We start from the raw sequence: 14,605 nt of genomic DNA on the forward strand, positions 1-14,605 counted from the left end.
GGTCCGGCTCACCGGCCGACCACCGTGCCGGCGGCGCCGTTCAGCGCCTCGCCGAGGTGCTCCAGGGAGGTGATCACGGACCGGCCGCCGGCTTCGGCGAACCGTAGCGCGGCCTCCACCTTGGGTCCCATGCTGCCGCTCGCGAAGTGCCCCGCCGCCTGCAACTCGCGCAGCTCGGCGACGGTGGTGCGGCCGATGGGGCGGGCTTGGCCGGTTCCGTACCCCACGACGGCGGCGGGCACGTCGGTGGCCACGACCAGCACGGTCGCCCGAACGGCGCCCGCGAGCACCGCGGCGGCCGCGTCCTTGTCGACGACGGCCTCGACGCCTTTGAGCGAGCCGTCGGCCTGACGGGCGACGGGCACCCCGCCGCCTCCGGCGACCACGACGGTGTACCCGGCGTCCATCAGGGCCAGGGCGGCGGGCGCGTCGAGGATCTCCAGCGGTTCCGGCGAGGCCACGACGCGCCGGAAGCCCCTGCCGGGGAACGCGCGCCAGGTCTGCCCGAACTGCTCGAACCTGCGCGCCTCGGCCTCGGTGAAGTACCTGCCGATCGGCTTGACGGGCGCGGCGAACGCGGGGTCGGCGAGGTCGACCAGGGTCCGGGACACCACGACGGCCGCCGGGTGGCCCAGGGCGTTGAGGATGAGCACCCCGATCGTGGCCTGGGTCTGCGCGCCGCACCAGTCGAGCGGGACGGGGGGCACGACCTCGGCGGCGAGCTGGTTCTTCAGCAGCAGGTTGCCGACCTGGGGGCCGTTGCCGTGGGTCAGGACGACCTGGTGGCCGCCGGCGATGAGCGCGGACACCTGCGCCATGGCCCGCTCGATGGCCCGGCGCTGGTCGAGCGGGGAGGCGCTGCCGTCGGGCGCGGTCATCGCGTTGCCGCCGAGAGCGATCAGGACGCGTTCACCCACAGCCCGAAGCTATCGAGAGCAGTACGTTCCCCTCATTGGCGACATCTGCCCACGAAGAGCCGTCCCTTCGGATACATCCGCCGATTCAGCCGCCCTGTGGCCGCGTACCGGGGAGGGGAGAGGGGGTGGGTAGGCTCGTGAGTCGTGCCGAGCATTCCGCAGCCCCTGGTCCCCGACGACGACGGCGGCGCAGACGCGTCCGTGACGGCGGCGCTGGCCGCCTTCGCCGCGGGCACGGGGGACGCGGCCGCGGTGGCGTCCGCGCTGAGCAGTGCGCGCCTGCTGGTCCCGGTGGTCGCGCTTCTGACGCGGGCCGAGGTCGGCGAACACGGGCTCAAGCAGGAGAAAGAGAGCGAGATGGCGCTGCCGGTGCTGGTCGGCGCCGACGGCAGGAAGGCCGTCCCCGCCTTCACCGGCGTCGCGTCGCTCCAGTTGTGGCGCGCCGACGCCCGGCCCATCCAGGCGGCGACGCCCCAGGTCTGCCGGGCCGCGCTGAGCGAGGACGCCGCCGCCGTGATGGTCGACGTCGCGGGCCCGGTGCCGTTCGCGATCGAGGGCGGCCTGCTGCACGCCTTGGCGTCCATCGGCCGGATGCCGGCGGGGGACGACGCTTTGGAACCGATGCTGCGAGAGCTGTCCCGGCACGCCGAGGTGACGGTGGCCCGCGTCCCCGAGCGCAGACGCGGCCTGCTCACCCGCCTGCGCCGACACGCGAAATGACCGCTGTTTCCCGGGAGAGGCGACCGCCGGGGCACTAAGGTCGGCGGGTGAGCCTCATCGTCGCCGAGGCCGCGCTCGCGGGTCTGCTCGCCGGAGCCTACGTCCGCGTCCTGGCCGGCGCTTTCACCCCTGCCGCCACCCGACCTGACGACGAGTCCCGCTTTCACGACGAGTTCGGACCTGACGACCAGGCCGGACCTGACGACGAGTCCCGACCTGACGACCGCACCGCGCCTCAGGATCAGGCAGGGTCCCAGGATCAGGCCGGGTACCAGGGGCCGGGGCGTGGGGTGTATTGGGCGGAGGGGCGGGAGGCGTTCCGGCGGGTGGTGCGGGCCGCGCCCGTGCCCGCGTGGCCGCCGGTGGTCGAGGCGGCGGTGGCGGCCGTGGTCGGGCTGGTCGTGTGGCGGCTGGAGGGCGATGGCCGGGTCGCCGCCTGGTTGTACCTGGCTTTGGTGGGCTGCGCGCTCGCGGTGATCGACTGGCGGACCCAGCGGCTGCCAGACGTGCTGACCCTGCCCTCGTACCCGATCGTCGCCGCACTGCTGGTCCCCACGGGACGGCTGGGGGACGCGCTGCTCGGCGGCCTCGCCCTGGCCGGCGCCTACGCCGTGCTGTGGTTCGCCCGCCCGGCCTCGCTCGGGCTGGGCGATGTGAAGCTCGCGGGCCTCGCCGGGATGCTCACCGGCGCCCTCGGCTGGGACGCCTGGCTCGCGGGCGCGATCGCCGGGCAGTTCCTCGGGGCCCTGTACGCCGTCGGCCTGCTCGCGACCCGCCGCGGCACGCTGAAGAGCCAGTTCCCCCTGGGGCCGTTCATCCTGCTCGGCACCCTCACCGCCCTGCTGGTCTCACCGTCCCCCTGACCGGCGCGTGACCCATGGTGGACGGTGGGTGCGGCGTGCCTGGTCCCGCCGTTCCGTGAGCGGCGCGTGATCACATGGTGGACGGCGGGGTGAGGGCAGTGGGCCGTGCATGGAAGACTTGTCATCATGTTGCGCTGGTTGACCGCAGGTGAGTCCCACGGCCCTGAACTCGTCGCGATCCTGGAAGGGATGCCCGCCGGAGTGGCGGTCACGACCGCCGACGTCGAGCAGGCCCTGGCGCGGCGCCGCCTCGGGTACGGCCGCGGCGCGCGCATGAAGTTCGAGCAGGACGAGGTGACCATCGTCGGCGGCCTGCGCCACGGCCGCACGCTCGGCAGCCCCGTGGCGATCAGGGTCGGCAACAGCGAGTGGCCCAAGTGGGAGACGGTGATGGCGGCCGATCCGGTCGATCCCGACCTGCTGGCCGCCCAAGCCCGCAACGCGCCGCTGTCGCGCCCGCGCCCCGGGCACGCCGATCTGTCGGGCATGCAGAAGTACGGCTTCGACGACGCCCGTCCCATCCTCGACCGGGCCAGCGCCCGCGAGACGGCCGCCCGGGTGGCCCTCGGCCAGGTCGCCCGCAACTTCCTCAAGCAGGCGCTCGGCGTCGACATCGTCAGCCACGTGGTGTCCATCGGCACGGCCGACGCGCCGGACGGCATGATCCCCATGCCCGGCGATCTGGCCGCCGTGGACGAAAGTCCGGTGCGCTGCCTGGACGCCGAGGCCGGCGCGGCGATGATCGCCGAGATCGACACGGCCAAGAGGGACGGCGACACGCTCGGCGGGGTCGTCGAGGTGATCGCGTACGGGCTGCCGCCCGGGCTCGGCAGCTACGTTCACTGGGACCGCCGCCTGGACTCGCGCCTGGCCGGGGCGCTCATGGGCATCCAGGCCATCAAGGGGGTGGCGGTCGGGGACGGCTTCGCGACCGCGCGCCGCCGGGGCTCGCAGGCCCACGACGAGATCGAGAACACCGCCGAGGGCGTGCGCCGCATCACCAACCGGGCGGGCGGCGTCGAGGGCGGCATGACCAACGGCGAGCCGCTGCGGGTGCGCGCCGCCATGAAGCCGATCTCCACGGTGCCCCGCGCGCTGTCGACGGTGGACGTGCGCACCGGCGAGGCCGCCAAGGCCATCAACCAGCGGTCCGACGTGTGCGCGGTCCCCGCCGCCGGTATCGTCGCTGAGGCGATGGTCGCGCTGGTGCTCGCCGACGCGGCCGTCGAGAAGTTCGGTGGCGACTCCGTGGAGGAGGTCGCCCGCAACCTTTCCGGCTACCTGTCGTCGATGGTGATCAAGTGACCTCTCCCAGAGCTGTGCTCATCGGCCCGCCCGGGTCGGGCAAGTCCACCATCGGCCGCCTGCTGGCCGGCCGCCTGGGCGCCGGCTTCCGCGACACCGACGAGGACGTCGAGGCCGTGGCCGGCAAGCCCGTCTCCGACGTCTTCGTCGAGGACGGCGAGGAGCGGTTCCGCGAGCTGGAGGCCGAGGCCGTGCGCCGGGCCCTCGCCGAGCACGACGGCGTGCTGTCGCTCGGCGGCGGCGCCATCCTGCGCGAGGCGACCCGGGAGCTCCTGGCGGGGCACCCCGTGGTCTACCTGCAGGTCGGCCTGGCCGACGCCGTCCAGCGCGTCGGCCTGGCGCAGGCCCGCCCGCTGCTGGTGCTCAACCCGCGCAGTCAGCTCAAGCGGCTGATGGAGGAACGCCGCCCGGTCTACGAGCGGCTCGCCTCGCTCATCGTGGCCACCGACGGCCGCACACCCGAAGAGATCACCGACGAGATCGTCAAGGGGCTGCCGGCATGACGAGCACCCGCATCACGGTCAAGGGCGAGCGCCCTTACGAGGTGGTCGTCGGCACGGGCGTGCTCGCCGAGCTGCCCGGCCTGCTGGGCGACGGCGTCGGCACGGTCGCGGTGGTGCATCCGGCCGGCCTTCCCGAGATCGCCCGCCCGGTCTGCGGCGCCCTGTCCACGGCCGGGCACACGGTCGTGCCGCTGCCCGTCCCCGACGGCGAGCGCGCCAAGTCGGTCGACGTGGCCGCCGAGCTGTGGTCGGCGTTCGGCCGGCACGGGATCACCCGCACGGACGCCGTCGTCGGTGTCGGCGGAGGGGCGACCACCGACCTGGCCGGGTTCGTCGCGGCCACCTGGCTGCGCGGCGTCAAGGTCGTGCAAATGCCCACCACCCTGCTCGGCATGGTGGACGCCGCGGTGGGCGGCAAGACCGGCATCAACACTCCCGAGGGCAAGAACCTCGTCGGCTCCTTCCACCCGCCGGCCGGGGTGCTGTGCGATCTGGCGACGCTGGTGTCGGTGCCCCGGGAGGACTACGTCGCCGGTCTCGCCGAGATCATCAAGGGCGGCTTCATCGCCGACCCTGAGATCCTGCTGCTGGTCGAGGACGACCCCGAGGGCGCGCGGACGCCCGAGGGCCGGCACACCCGCGAGCTGATCGAGCGCAAGGTGCAGGTCAAGGCGGACGTCGTGGGAGCCGACCTGCGCGAGTCGGGCGTGCGCGAGATCCTCAACTACGGCCACACGCTGGCCCACGCCATCGAACGCGTCGAGGACTACCGCATGCGGCACGGCGAGGCCGTGTCCATCGGCATGGTCTACGCCGCCGAGCTGTCGCGGCTGGCCGGGCACGCGCCCGCGGGGCTGGTCGAGCGCACCCGCTCGATCCTCGCCTCGGTGGGGCTGCCCACGGCCTACCGCTCAGAGGTGTGGTCCCAGCTGCGCGACCACATGCGGGTCGACAAGAAGAACCGCGGGGCCCGGCAGCGCTTCGTGATCCTGGACGAGGTGGCCGAGGTCACCCGCCTGGAGGATCCTTCGGAGGAGCTGCTGGAGGCCGCGTTCCGCGAGATCGCGCGATGACGGCGGGCACGCGGACGACACGCTCGCAGCGTCGCTCGGCCAAGGACGGCGGGGTCCGCGGGGAGCGTGCCGAGCTCGGCGGCGGCGTTGACGGGTACGAGCAGGCGGCGAAGGTGAGATGAGAACGGTCTTCGTGTTCAACGGTCCCAATCTGTCGCGTCTCGGCACGCGCGAGCCGGAGGTGTACGGGGCGGACACCTTCGCCGACCTCGAGGCGCTGTGCCGCCAGACCGGCAGGGAGCTCGGGCTGTCGGTCGACGTCCGGCAGACCAACGACGAGGCCGAGCTGGTCTCCTGGCTCCACGAGGCCGCCGACGGCGCGATCCCCGTGGTGCTGAACCCCGCCGCCTTCACCCACTACTCCTACGCTCTGCGCGACGCCATCGCCCAGCGCACCGCCCCGCTGGTCGAGGTGCACATCACCAACCCGGCCACCCGCGAGGAGTTCCGGCACACCTCGGTCGTCGCCGGGGTGGCCACGGGCACGATCGCCGGGTTCGGGCTTCGCTCCTACGAGCTGGCCCTGCGCGCCATCGCGGAGGACGCACGGTGACGACGGAACTCCACCCGTCCGGCAGCCCGTACACCTCGTACGCGGCGATCGGCGACAGCTTCACCGAAGGGCTCAACGACCCCGGCGCCGACGGGCACTTCCGGGGCTGGGCCGACCGCGTGGCCGAGCGGCTCGCCGCGCTGCGGCCCGACTTCCGGTACGCCAACCTCGCCGTGCGGGGCAGGCTGCTGGACCAGATCGTCGAGCAGCAGGTGCCGGCCGCCATCGAGCTGAAGCCCGACCTGGTCAGCCTGTGCGCGGGCGGCAACGACCTGCTGCGGCCGGGCGCCGACCCCGACCGCATGGCCAAGACCCTCGCGCGGGCCGTCCGCGACCTGCGCGGCGCCGGCGCCGATGTCGTGCTGTTCACCGGCGTGGACCCGCGCGACACGCCGCTGATGCGCCAGGTGCGCGGCCGGTGCGCGGTCTTCTACCTGCACGTCCGGTCCATCGCCGACCTGTACGGCTGTCACCTGGTCGACCAGTGGTCGATGCAGGCGCTGCGCGACTGGCGGGCCTGGAGCGAGGACCGCCTGCACATGAACGCCGAGGGCCACCGCTTCGTCGCCGCGAAGGTCTGCGAGGTTCTGGGGGTGCCGTCGCAGGACGACTGGCGCCACATCTGGCCGCCCCGCGAGCAGGTCGACCGCAGGGCCAAGCTGCGCGAGGACCGGCTCTGGGTCCGCGAGCACCTGCTCCCGTGGGTAGGCCGCCGCCTGCGCGGCACCTCCTCGGGCGACACCGTCACCCCCAAGCGTCCGGACCTCGAACCGTACGCCTGACGGCGAAAGGCACGCATCCCGCCCGTTCCCACGTCGGGCGCCGCAGGAGGGCGCCGGGGTCGTCGTTGGGTGGGTGGTGGCGGGGTCTATGACGGGGTGGTGGTGAGGCGGCGGAGGGCGGCGCGGACCTTCTGGGGGTCGGTGGTGGCCCAGAACGGCGGCAGCGAGTCGCGCAGGAAGCCGGCGTAGCGGGCGGTCGCGAGGCGGGGGTCGAGCACGGCCACCACGCCCTTGTCGTCCTGGCCGCGCAGCAGCCGCCCCGCTCCCTGGGCCAGCAGCAGGGCCGCGTGGGTGGCGGCGACGGCCATGAACCCGTTGCCGCCGCGTGCGGCCACGTGCCGCTGGCGGGCCGAGGCCAGCGGGTCGTCCGGCCGGGGGAACGGGACGCGGTCGATGATCACCAGGCTCAGCGAGGGGCCGGGCACGTCGACCCCCTGCCACAGTGACAGGGTGCCGAACAGGCAGGTGGCCGGGTCCTCGGCGAACTGCTTGACCAGCAGGGAGGTCGAGTCGTCGCCCTGGCACAGCAGCGGCACGCCGAGCCGTTCGCGCAGCGCCTCGGTGGCGGCCTTGGCGGCCCGCATGGAGGAGAAAAGGCCGAGCGTGCGCCCGCCCGCGGCCTCGATCAGCTCGGCGATCTCGTCGAGGTACTCCTTGGGCAGACCGTCACGGCCCGGCTGGGGCAGGTGCCGGGCGATGTAGAGGATGCCGCTGCGGGCGTGGTCGAACGGCGACCCGACGTCCAGGCCGGTCCACGCCTTGCGCTTCGGCCCTTCGCCCTGGCCTGGCGCGCCCTCCTGGCCGGGCTCTCGGGTCTGCCCTGGGGCGCCCTGCCCGCCGGGGCCTTGCTCGGCCGTCTCGGAGGACTGCTGGCGCTCGGCGGCCGATCGCGCCGGACCGCTCTCGGCCGTGGGCGCCGGCCGCAGATCCTCCTCGCCGGCGGGACGGTCGGGGGCGGCGGCCGGGCGGGCGGGACCGAGGCCCCATTGGCGGGCCATGCCGTCGAAGGTGCCGCCGAGGGCGAGCGTGGCGCTGGTGAGGATGACGGTGCGGTCGGCGAACAGCTTGTCGCGGAGCATCCCGCCGACGCTGAGCGGCGCGACCTTGAGCACGGCGGGACGGCGCTCGGTGGCGCCCTCCAGCCACACGACCTCGGCGCGGTCGACCTCGGAGTCGCCGCCGAAGGCGTCCAGGATGCGCACGGCCGTGTCGTGCACGTCGTCCAGCGCGGTGAAGGCCGCCTTGCGCTGCCCGGCCGTCTCGGGATCGTCCTTGTCGCGCCCGCCGCCCCAGCCGTCCCCGCCGCGCGACCCCATGGCGGTGAGGCACGCGAACGCGGCGTCCCGCAGGACCGACAGCGTCACGCCGAGGACCTGCGGGAGCTGGTCCAGCCGTCCCGGCGGCGCGGCGCCGAGCAGCGCCTTGAGATCTTCACCCGCCTCCTGGAGGCGGTCGGCGACGCCCTGCTCGATGAGCCGCCCGACGCGGCGCACGGTCGCCGAGACCGTGACGTCGGACAGCTCGTCGGTGACGACGCTCGTGACCCGGTCGACCAGCTCGTGGGCCTCGTCCACCACGACGACGTCGTGGTCGGGCAGGACGGCGAACTCCTCCATGGCGTCGATCGCCAGCAGCGCGTGGTTGGTGACCACGACGTCGACCTGGCCCGCGCGCTCTCTGGCCTGCTCGGCGAAGCACTCGGCGCCGCTCGGGCAGCGCTGCGCGCCCAGGCACTCCTTGGCGCTGACGGAGAACTGCCGCCACGCCTGCTCGTTGACCCCGGGCACCAGCTCGTCGCGGTCGCCGGTCTCGGTCTCCTCGGCCCACTCCTGGATGCGCTGGACCATGCGGCCGGTGGCGCTGACCTCGCGCGGGTCGAAGAGCTGGTCGCCCTCGTCGTCCGGCCAGGCGGCGGTCAGCTTGTAGCGGCAGAGATAGTTTCTTCTGCCCTTGAGGATGGCGAACTGTGGCTCATGGGGCAGATGGTCGGCGAGTGAAGCGGCGAGCCGGGGCAGGTCGCGGTCCACGAGCTGGCGCTGGAGGGCGATGGTGGCGGTGGAGACGACGACGGCGCTGTCGGACTCGATGGCGTGCCTGACCGCCGGCACGAGGTAGGCGAGGGACTTGCCCGTACCGGTGCCCGCCTGCACCGCGACGTGCTCGTCATGCTCGATGGCGTGCCGGACGGCCTCCGCCATGGCGACCTGGCCAGGCCGTTCGGCGCCTCCGACGCCCGTGACCGCGGCCCGCAGGAGCTCGCCCACGGGCGGCAGGTCTTCCTCCTCCTCGAAGTCCTCGAGGTCCTCGAAGTCCTCCTCCGAGTCCTCGGAGTTCTCGAACTCCTCCCCGGAGTCGCCCGCGCCGGACTCAGGGTGCCCGCCGTACCCGGCGTTGTGTCCGTCCAGGTCGTCCCCGTCGTCCCCGCCGGTGCCGTCCACCCCGGAGGCGGCGGCGTCGCGGGCGTGGCCGGTCGTGCGGCCGGGGGCGTGGCCGGTGACGTCGTCGGGGACGCCTTCGAGGGCGCTGAGGGAGTCGTCGAGCACGGCATGCAACGCTACCGGCCCCACGGGGGTCGCCGTGCCCGGAGCGCTCAGCCGACCCGCGGCGCGTTCCGGGTCCATCTCGGCATTCCGGAACCCCGGTCGCGGACGGCGTGGCAGACTGGCGGGGCCGGGTCTCGGGGGGTCAAGGGCGATCCGCCGTTCGCCTGCCCGCTTCTGGGGCCAGTGTGCGAGCTGTGACCAACGGGGTCTGCCATGACGGCGACATGTACGGTTCGGTAGGGTTTCTTGAGGTTGAGTGGACGAATAAAGGCTGGTTAAAGCACGATGTCTGCCATGTCGGAAGTTGTCCCACTGCCGTCGTTCGGTGAGGTGTTCTTCGACGCCCGAGGCCAGGAGCGCGTGCTCCGGGTCACCTGGCACGACGGCACGCTCGTCCTCAGTCTCTGGCGGGGCGAGATGTGCACCGCCAGTTTCCGCATGCCGATGGAGGACGTCGGGCGTCTGCTGGACACGCTCGACGAGGGGTACGCAGAGGCGGGCGGCGAGTACGCCGAGGGGGAGGAGGACTACGGCGACGAGGCCGAGGACGCCGAGTACCCCCAGTACCCGGGCACCGGGCAGTACGCCAGGCCCGCAGGTGTGCCGGCCGAGGACGGCTACCCCGACGAGGACCACTACGCCGACGACCAGGCCTACCCCGACGAGCACGGCTACGCCGACCCCCACTCCTATCCGGACGGGCAGCCCGACCATGCCCAGGGCTACCCGCGTGAGGACGCCGCCGCCCCCGTGGGCTCCCTGGGCCCGAACGACGTGCTCGTGGCGCGCGGCGCGGCGCCCGTCCCGGACAAGCTCGTGGCCCCCCGTCCCCGCCGGGGCGCGGACGACACGCACGGCGGCCGCCGTCCCTCGAGGCCCGCGCCCCGGGCGGCCCGGCAGGCCGAGCGCACAGAGCACGCAGAGCACGCAGAGCACGCGCCGTACGCCCAGCGGGCGCCGCAGGCGGAGTACCCGACCCAGGGCCTGGACTACCCCGCCCAGGTCCCGCAGGGTGACCACCCGGCCCGCGGCGACCATCCGGACCGTCTGGCGGCCTCCGGCCACCCCGGCCACCCTGAGCACCCCGCTTACTCCGCGAGCCCTGAGTACCCCGCCGATCCCGGTCACTCCGCGAACCCCGGGTACCCGGCGAGCGCCGGCCACCCCGCCCGCCCCGAGTTCCCCGCTCGCCCCGAGTTCCCCGCCGGCCCTGATCTCCCGGCGGGTTCCGAGTACGCGGTGGGCCCCGAGTACGCCGCGCCGGACCTGGGGCCTCGGGCCGGCTACCGGCCCGAGGCCGGTCACCTGGCCTCCGCCGACCACCCCGTCCCCACCGGTCTCGCGCCGGGCGAGCTCCCGGGGCGGGGAGGCGGCCTGTCCGCGCGCCCTGAGCAGCCTTTCGGGACGGCCCTGCCCCAGGTGCCCCACCAGGCCGTGCCGTCCGTCCATCACCTCCCCGGGCCGGGGCCGAGCACGGGCCCCCAACCGGCCGCCTCGGAGTACGCCGCGCACCCCGACTACACGCCTCCCAACGGCTTCCCGCCCTACCAGGCCGACTACGTCCCGCCCGCGGGCGGCGCCCCGCGCGCCGAGTACGGCGCGCCCGCCGACCCGGCGGCGCGTGGCGACTTCGGCGCGCGCGGCGAGCACTCCGGCCCGCACGAGCACGCCGGCGGCGCCGGGCCGGACGGCCCGGCCGTCCAGGGCGGCCCCGCCCGCCGCGGCGCCGCGGCCGAGTACGGCGCGGGAACCGAGTATGGCGCCGGCACCGAGTACGGCACGCGAACCGACTACGGCGCGGGAGCCCAGTACGGCGCGGCGACCCAGTACGGGGCCGGCGCCGAGTACGGCGCGGGAACCGAGTACGGGGCCGGCACCCAGTACGGACGCGGCGCGGAGTACGGGCGGGGGACGGACTACGCCCGCGGCTCCGACCACACGGGCGCGGCGGAGTACGGTGCGGCGCCCTCGTCCGGCTACACCGCCTCCTCCGACTACCCCTCGGGTGCCGCTTCGCCCGACTACACCCCCGGTGCCGGCTATGGGGCCGCGCCCGAGTACGGCGTGACGGCCGAGTACGGCCGCCCGAACGGGTACGCCACTCCACCGCTGGACTACTCCGCGCCGCCGCCCGGCTACGGTTCCGCGGGCGAGTACCCGCCGCCCGCCGAGTACGGCGGGGCCCGTTACGGCGCGGGCGACCTGGACGCGGTGCCGCCGGAGAACCTCATCGTCAACGACTCCCTGCCGTTCGGCCAGGCGCCCGGCGGCCGGCCGGAGGGGCCCTACCGGGCCGAGGCGCCGGGCGGCGGCTACGGCGACAACCCGCACCTGTCCTCGCAGGCCGCCGTGGACCCCTCGGACCCACTGGGTCTCGGGGCCATGGGGCAGCGCCCGGCCGACTCCACCGACCCGGAACTGCCGCGCCCGTACGTGCAGGACAACATGTTCACCACCGGTGAGCGGGTGCGGCCCGACGGCCGGCCGCGCACCGACGAGCACGGCCGCCCCTACCCGCAGGAGACCGGCCGCGACTGGTAGGGATCCCGCGCGGCATATCCTTTGGGACGATGAACATTACGACGGCGCTTCAGCTCGTGCTGCTCCCCGCCGGCGCGCTGGGGGTCGCCGCCGTGGCCCGCTGGCGCGGCTGGCCCACGCCGCTGCTGCTGGTGCTCGCGGGGCTCATCGCCGGGCTGGTCACCTCCCAGTTCCGCGGCGTCCCCGAGTACCGCCTCGACCCCGACATCGTGCTGCTGGTCTTCCTGCCGCCGCTGCTGTACTCGGCCGCGCTGGACAGCTCCTACCTGCGCCTTCGCGCCGTCCGGCGGCCGGTCGGGCTGCTGTCGGTCGGCCTGGTGCTGTTCACGGCGGCCGTGGTGGGCCTGCTCGTGCACGCCCTGATCCCCGGGATCCCTCTGGCGGCGGCGTTCGCGCTCGGGGCCATCGTCGCCCCGCCGGACGCCGTGGCGGCCGTCGCGGTGGGGCGCAGGCTCGGCCTGCCCCGCAAGGTCATCACCATCCTCGTCGGCGAGAGCCTGTTCAACGACGCCACCGCGCTGACGGCCTACCGCGTGGCGGTGGCCGCGGCGGTCGGCGTGGGCGTCAGCCCGCTCGCGGCCTTCGGGCAGTTCGCGTACGCGGCGGGCGTCGGGCTGGCCATCGGCCTGGTGCTGGCGTTCCTGGTCGGCAGGGTGTTCGGCCGGCTGCGCGACCCGCTGATCAGCAACACGATCTCGCTGCTGCTGCCGTTCGTGGCCTACCTCACCGCCGAGGCGGTGCACGCCTCGGGCGTGCTGTCGGTCGTGGTGGTCGGCATCCTGCTCGGCCACCGCATGAACCGCACCAGCTACGGCACGCGGCTGGTCTCGCACTCGATGTGGAAGGTGCTCGACTTCTTCCTGGAGATCGTGGTCTTCCTGCTCATCGGGCTGCAGCTCCCGCTCATCCTGCAGGGGCTGCGGGGGGAGAACCCCTGGCACGTCGCCGGGTACGCGGTCGCGGTCTTCGCCGCGGTGGTCGTCGCCCGCGTCGTCTGGGTCGTCCCCAGCACCTACCTGCCCCGCGTGCTGTTCCGCAAGATCCGCGAACGGGAGCAGCGGCCGCCCGCCTCGTCGGTGGCGGTGATCGGCTGGGCGGGCATGCGCGGCGTGGTGTCGCTGGCCGCGGCCTTCGCCCTGCCGGCCGACTTCCCGGCCCGCGACATGGTGCTGTTCCTGACGTTCGTCGTCGTCATCGCCACCCTGCTGGTGCAGGGCCTGTCGTTCCCCCTGCTGATCAGGAAGCTCGGCGTCTCCAGCGAGCAGGAGGTCTACCGGGACAACCTGACCGAGGCCGCTGCCCAGCAGGCGGCGGCCGGCGCGGCGCTGGCCCGGCTGGACGAGCTGACCAAGGAAGGCGTGCTGGAGACCCACGCGGACGTCGTCGACCGCCTGCGCGTGCAGGCCGAGCGCCGGGCGATGGGCGCCTGGGAACGCCTGGGCGGCGGCGTCGGCCCCGAGGGCGAGGAGACGCCGAGCTCCCTGTACCGCCGGCTGCGCCGCGAGATGCTGGCGGCGGAGCGGTCGGTGCTGGTGCGCATGCGCGACGAGCGCCGCATCGACGACGAGGTGCTGCGCCGGGTCACCATGGAGCTCGACTACGAGGAGGCCACCCTGGCGCGCGACTGACCGCGCCCCCCGACGCCCGCGGGCGGCTCACCCGCCCGTCCGCGCCCATTCGCGCCCGGCCCTCGCCGGGTCTGCCACGGTGCCCGGCTATCGGGCCAGGTGTGACATGCCCACCGTCTCGTGGACGAAGCACCACAGCCATTCCTCGCCGTCCTGGAAGGACCGCATCACCGGGTGACCGGTCTGCTCGAAATGCCGGGTCGCGTGACGGCCGGGCGAGGAGTCGCAGCAGCCGACGTGGCCGCATTCGACGCACTTACGCAGGTGGACGTAGCGCCGGCCCTCGGCCAGGCACTCCTCGCACCCGTCGGGCGTGCGCGGCTCCGCCTCAGCCCTGATCGTCATGTCTTCACAGTGACCCATTCGACCCCCCTATGGGTAGCGATGTTAGTGCAGGTGGCCGGGCGCGGCGGTCCGCGGCGGGCGCCACATGCCGATGCGCGTCGCGACGCCCGCGGAGGCGTGCACCAGCGGTTCCTCGCCCGAGTCGGGGAGCCCCGCGGCGCGCACGAGGTCCTGGCGCAGGTGGCGGAGCCGCGCGTGACGCAGCGGCCAGGGAGGGTGCTCGACCTCCGCGTGGACCAGCCGGCCGGCGACGACGCTGAACAGCCGGTAGCGGTCGGTGAGGAAGCTCACCCGCTCGTCCCGCTCCTCCGGGGTAAGGGGCGCGCCGAGTTCGACGTCCGCGTCGCCCCGGGCGGCGGCGGGGCCGGGCCAGCGGCGGCGGCAGCGGTACCGGTAGAGGCCGTCTTCCACGCGCACGGCCATGCGCGACCAGTAGTAGGGGAGCCAGAACCCGGCCCGGGCGGCGAGCACGGCCGGCAGCCGCCCGGCGTCCAGCGAGAGGAACCACAGCCCCCGGCGCCCGTCGCCGTCCCGGACGTAGGTGCGGACGTTGGTCTCGGGGAAGCGCGACAGCCACGGCAGCGCCGGCACGGCGGGGGGCCGCACCCCCTCCATGAGGAAGGGCACCAGGCCGACGTAGGCCGCCTCGTCGAAGGTCTCGACGGTGAGGCCCGCGGGGAGCAGGCGCTGCACCGTGGCGGGCGGGTAGCGCCAGTGGATGAACGTCAGGGCGGTCCACCGCTGGTGCATCACCGGCAGGGAGACCTTCGGTGACCAGGTCGTGCGCATGGCCTGCTCCTACCCGGTGCGGCGGTTCCATGCCCAGGACCGG

13 protein-coding genes are annotated in these 14,605 nt (G+C 74.3%); 9 read left to right on the forward strand and 4 right to left on the reverse strand.

The window, feature by feature from the left end:
* Positions 1–8 precede the first annotated feature (8 nt).
* Positions 9–917: a carbamate kinase gene (locus tag ACFQSB_RS04665; protein WP_380824415.1), complete on the reverse strand. Its 909-nt coding sequence runs from the start codon at positions 915–917 to the stop codon at positions 9–11.
* Positions 918–1,061: 144 nt separating this feature from the next.
* On the opposite strand from ACFQSB_RS04665, the gene ACFQSB_RS04670 reads away from it, so the two are divergent.
* The 7 genes from ACFQSB_RS04670 to ACFQSB_RS04700 all read left to right on the forward strand — a co-directional run bounded on the left by ACFQSB_RS04670 (position 1,062) and on the right by ACFQSB_RS04700 (position 6,716).
* Positions 1,062–1,637 carry an SseB family protein gene (locus ACFQSB_RS04670; RefSeq protein WP_380824416.1) on the forward strand — a complete coding sequence of 192 codons (576 nt, stop codon included), beginning with the start codon at positions 1,062–1,064 and terminating at the stop codon, positions 1,635–1,637.
* A 47-nt stretch (positions 1,638–1,684) separates the two neighbouring features.
* On the forward strand, positions 1,685–2,500 hold the full coding sequence (locus tag ACFQSB_RS04675) for a prepilin peptidase (protein WP_380824417.1): 816 nt from the start codon (positions 1,685–1,687) through the stop codon (positions 2,498–2,500).
* Between the two features lie 126 nt (positions 2,501–2,626).
* On the forward strand, positions 2,627–3,805 hold the full coding sequence (gene aroC / locus ACFQSB_RS04680) for a chorismate synthase (RefSeq protein ID WP_354839186.1): 1,179 nt from the start codon (positions 2,627–2,629) through the stop codon (positions 3,803–3,805).
* The gene (locus ACFQSB_RS04685; RefSeq protein WP_354839189.1) at positions 3,802–4,308 is read left to right on the forward strand and encodes a shikimate kinase; all 507 of its coding nucleotides are present in this window, start codon (positions 3,802–3,804) and stop codon (positions 4,306–4,308) included. Before aroC ends, ACFQSB_RS04685 begins: the two co-directional genes overlap by 4 nt.
* A complete protein-coding gene (gene aroB, locus ACFQSB_RS04690) occupies positions 4,305–5,381 on the forward strand; it encodes a 3-dehydroquinate synthase (RefSeq protein WP_380824418.1) in 1,077 nt (358 codons plus the stop codon). The genes ACFQSB_RS04685 and aroB overlap by 4 nt, the downstream gene beginning before the upstream one ends.
* Before the next feature lie 118 nt (positions 5,382–5,499).
* Complete coding sequence (gene aroQ / locus ACFQSB_RS04695) at positions 5,500–5,934, forward strand: type II 3-dehydroquinate dehydratase (RefSeq protein ID WP_354839195.1); 435 nt, start codon at positions 5,500–5,502, stop codon at positions 5,932–5,934.
* Complete coding sequence (locus ACFQSB_RS04700) at positions 5,931–6,716, forward strand: SGNH/GDSL hydrolase family protein (protein WP_380824419.1); 786 nt, start codon at positions 5,931–5,933, stop codon at positions 6,714–6,716. The genes aroQ and ACFQSB_RS04700 overlap by 4 nt, the downstream gene beginning before the upstream one ends.
* A gap of 86 nt (positions 6,717–6,802) precedes the next feature.
* On the opposite strand, the gene ACFQSB_RS04705 is transcribed toward ACFQSB_RS04700, so the two are convergent.
* Positions 6,803–8,980 carry an ATP-dependent DNA helicase gene (locus tag ACFQSB_RS04705; RefSeq protein WP_380824524.1) on the reverse strand — a complete coding sequence of 726 codons (2,178 nt, stop codon included), beginning with the start codon at positions 8,978–8,980 and terminating at the stop codon, positions 6,803–6,805.
* 573 nt (positions 8,981–9,553) lie between these two features.
* Between ACFQSB_RS04705 and ACFQSB_RS04710 the strand changes: the two genes are divergently transcribed.
* Both ACFQSB_RS04710 and ACFQSB_RS04715 read left to right on the forward strand, forming a co-directional pair.
* Positions 9,554–11,800, forward strand: a complete 2,247-nt coding sequence (locus ACFQSB_RS04710) for a hypothetical protein (protein WP_380824421.1) — start codon at positions 9,554–9,556, stop codon at positions 11,798–11,800.
* Positions 11,801–11,829: 29 nt separating this feature from the next.
* Positions 11,830–13,428 (forward strand): Na+/H+ antiporter, encoded by a 1,599-nt coding sequence (locus ACFQSB_RS04715; RefSeq protein WP_380824422.1) that lies wholly within the window; start codon positions 11,830–11,832, stop codon positions 13,426–13,428.
* 87 nt (positions 13,429–13,515) lie between these two features.
* Here the strand turns inward: ACFQSB_RS04715 and ACFQSB_RS04720 are convergent, their stop codons facing one another.
* Entirely contained in the window at positions 13,516–13,773 is a 258-nt protein-coding gene (locus tag ACFQSB_RS04720) for a UBP-type zinc finger domain-containing protein (protein ID WP_354839210.1), read from the reverse strand.
* Between the two features lie 42 nt (positions 13,774–13,815).
* Positions 13,816–14,562: a YqjF family protein gene (locus ACFQSB_RS04725; protein ID WP_380824423.1), complete on the reverse strand. Its 747-nt coding sequence runs from the start codon at positions 14,560–14,562 to the stop codon at positions 13,816–13,818.
* Positions 14,563–14,605 lie beyond the last annotated feature (43 nt).

Origin of the sequence: Sphaerisporangium rhizosphaerae (assembly GCF_042665155.1) — a bacterium.
Taxonomy (GTDB): domain Bacteria; phylum Actinomycetota; class Actinomycetes; order Streptosporangiales; family Streptosporangiaceae; genus Sphaerisporangium; species Sphaerisporangium rhizosphaerae.

Excerpts from the sequence above, each read along its gene's own strand:
- aroC (WP_354839186.1), top strand. The coding sequence starts at position 2,627 with ATGTTGCGCTGGTTGACCGCAGGTGAGTCCCACGGCCCTGAACTCGTC.
- aroB (WP_380824418.1), top strand. The coding sequence starts at position 4,305 with ATGACGAGCACCCGCATCACGGTCAAGGGCGAGCGCCCTTACGAGGTG.
- aroQ (WP_354839195.1), top strand. The coding sequence starts at position 5,500 with ATGAGAACGGTCTTCGTGTTCAACGGTCCCAATCTGTCGCGTCTCGGC.
- ACFQSB_RS04710 (WP_380824421.1), top strand. The coding sequence starts at position 9,554 with ATGTCGGAAGTTGTCCCACTGCCGTCGTTCGGTGAGGTGTTCTTCGAC.
- ACFQSB_RS04715 (WP_380824422.1), top strand. The coding sequence starts at position 11,830 with ATGAACATTACGACGGCGCTTCAGCTCGTGCTGCTCCCCGCCGGCGCG.
- ACFQSB_RS04720 (WP_354839210.1), bottom strand. The coding sequence starts at position 13,773 with ATGACGATCAGGGCTGAGGCGGAGCCGCGCACGCCCGACGGGTGCGAG.
- ACFQSB_RS04725 (WP_380824423.1), bottom strand. The coding sequence starts at position 14,562 with ATGCGCACGACCTGGTCACCGAAGGTCTCCCTGCCGGTGATGCACCAG.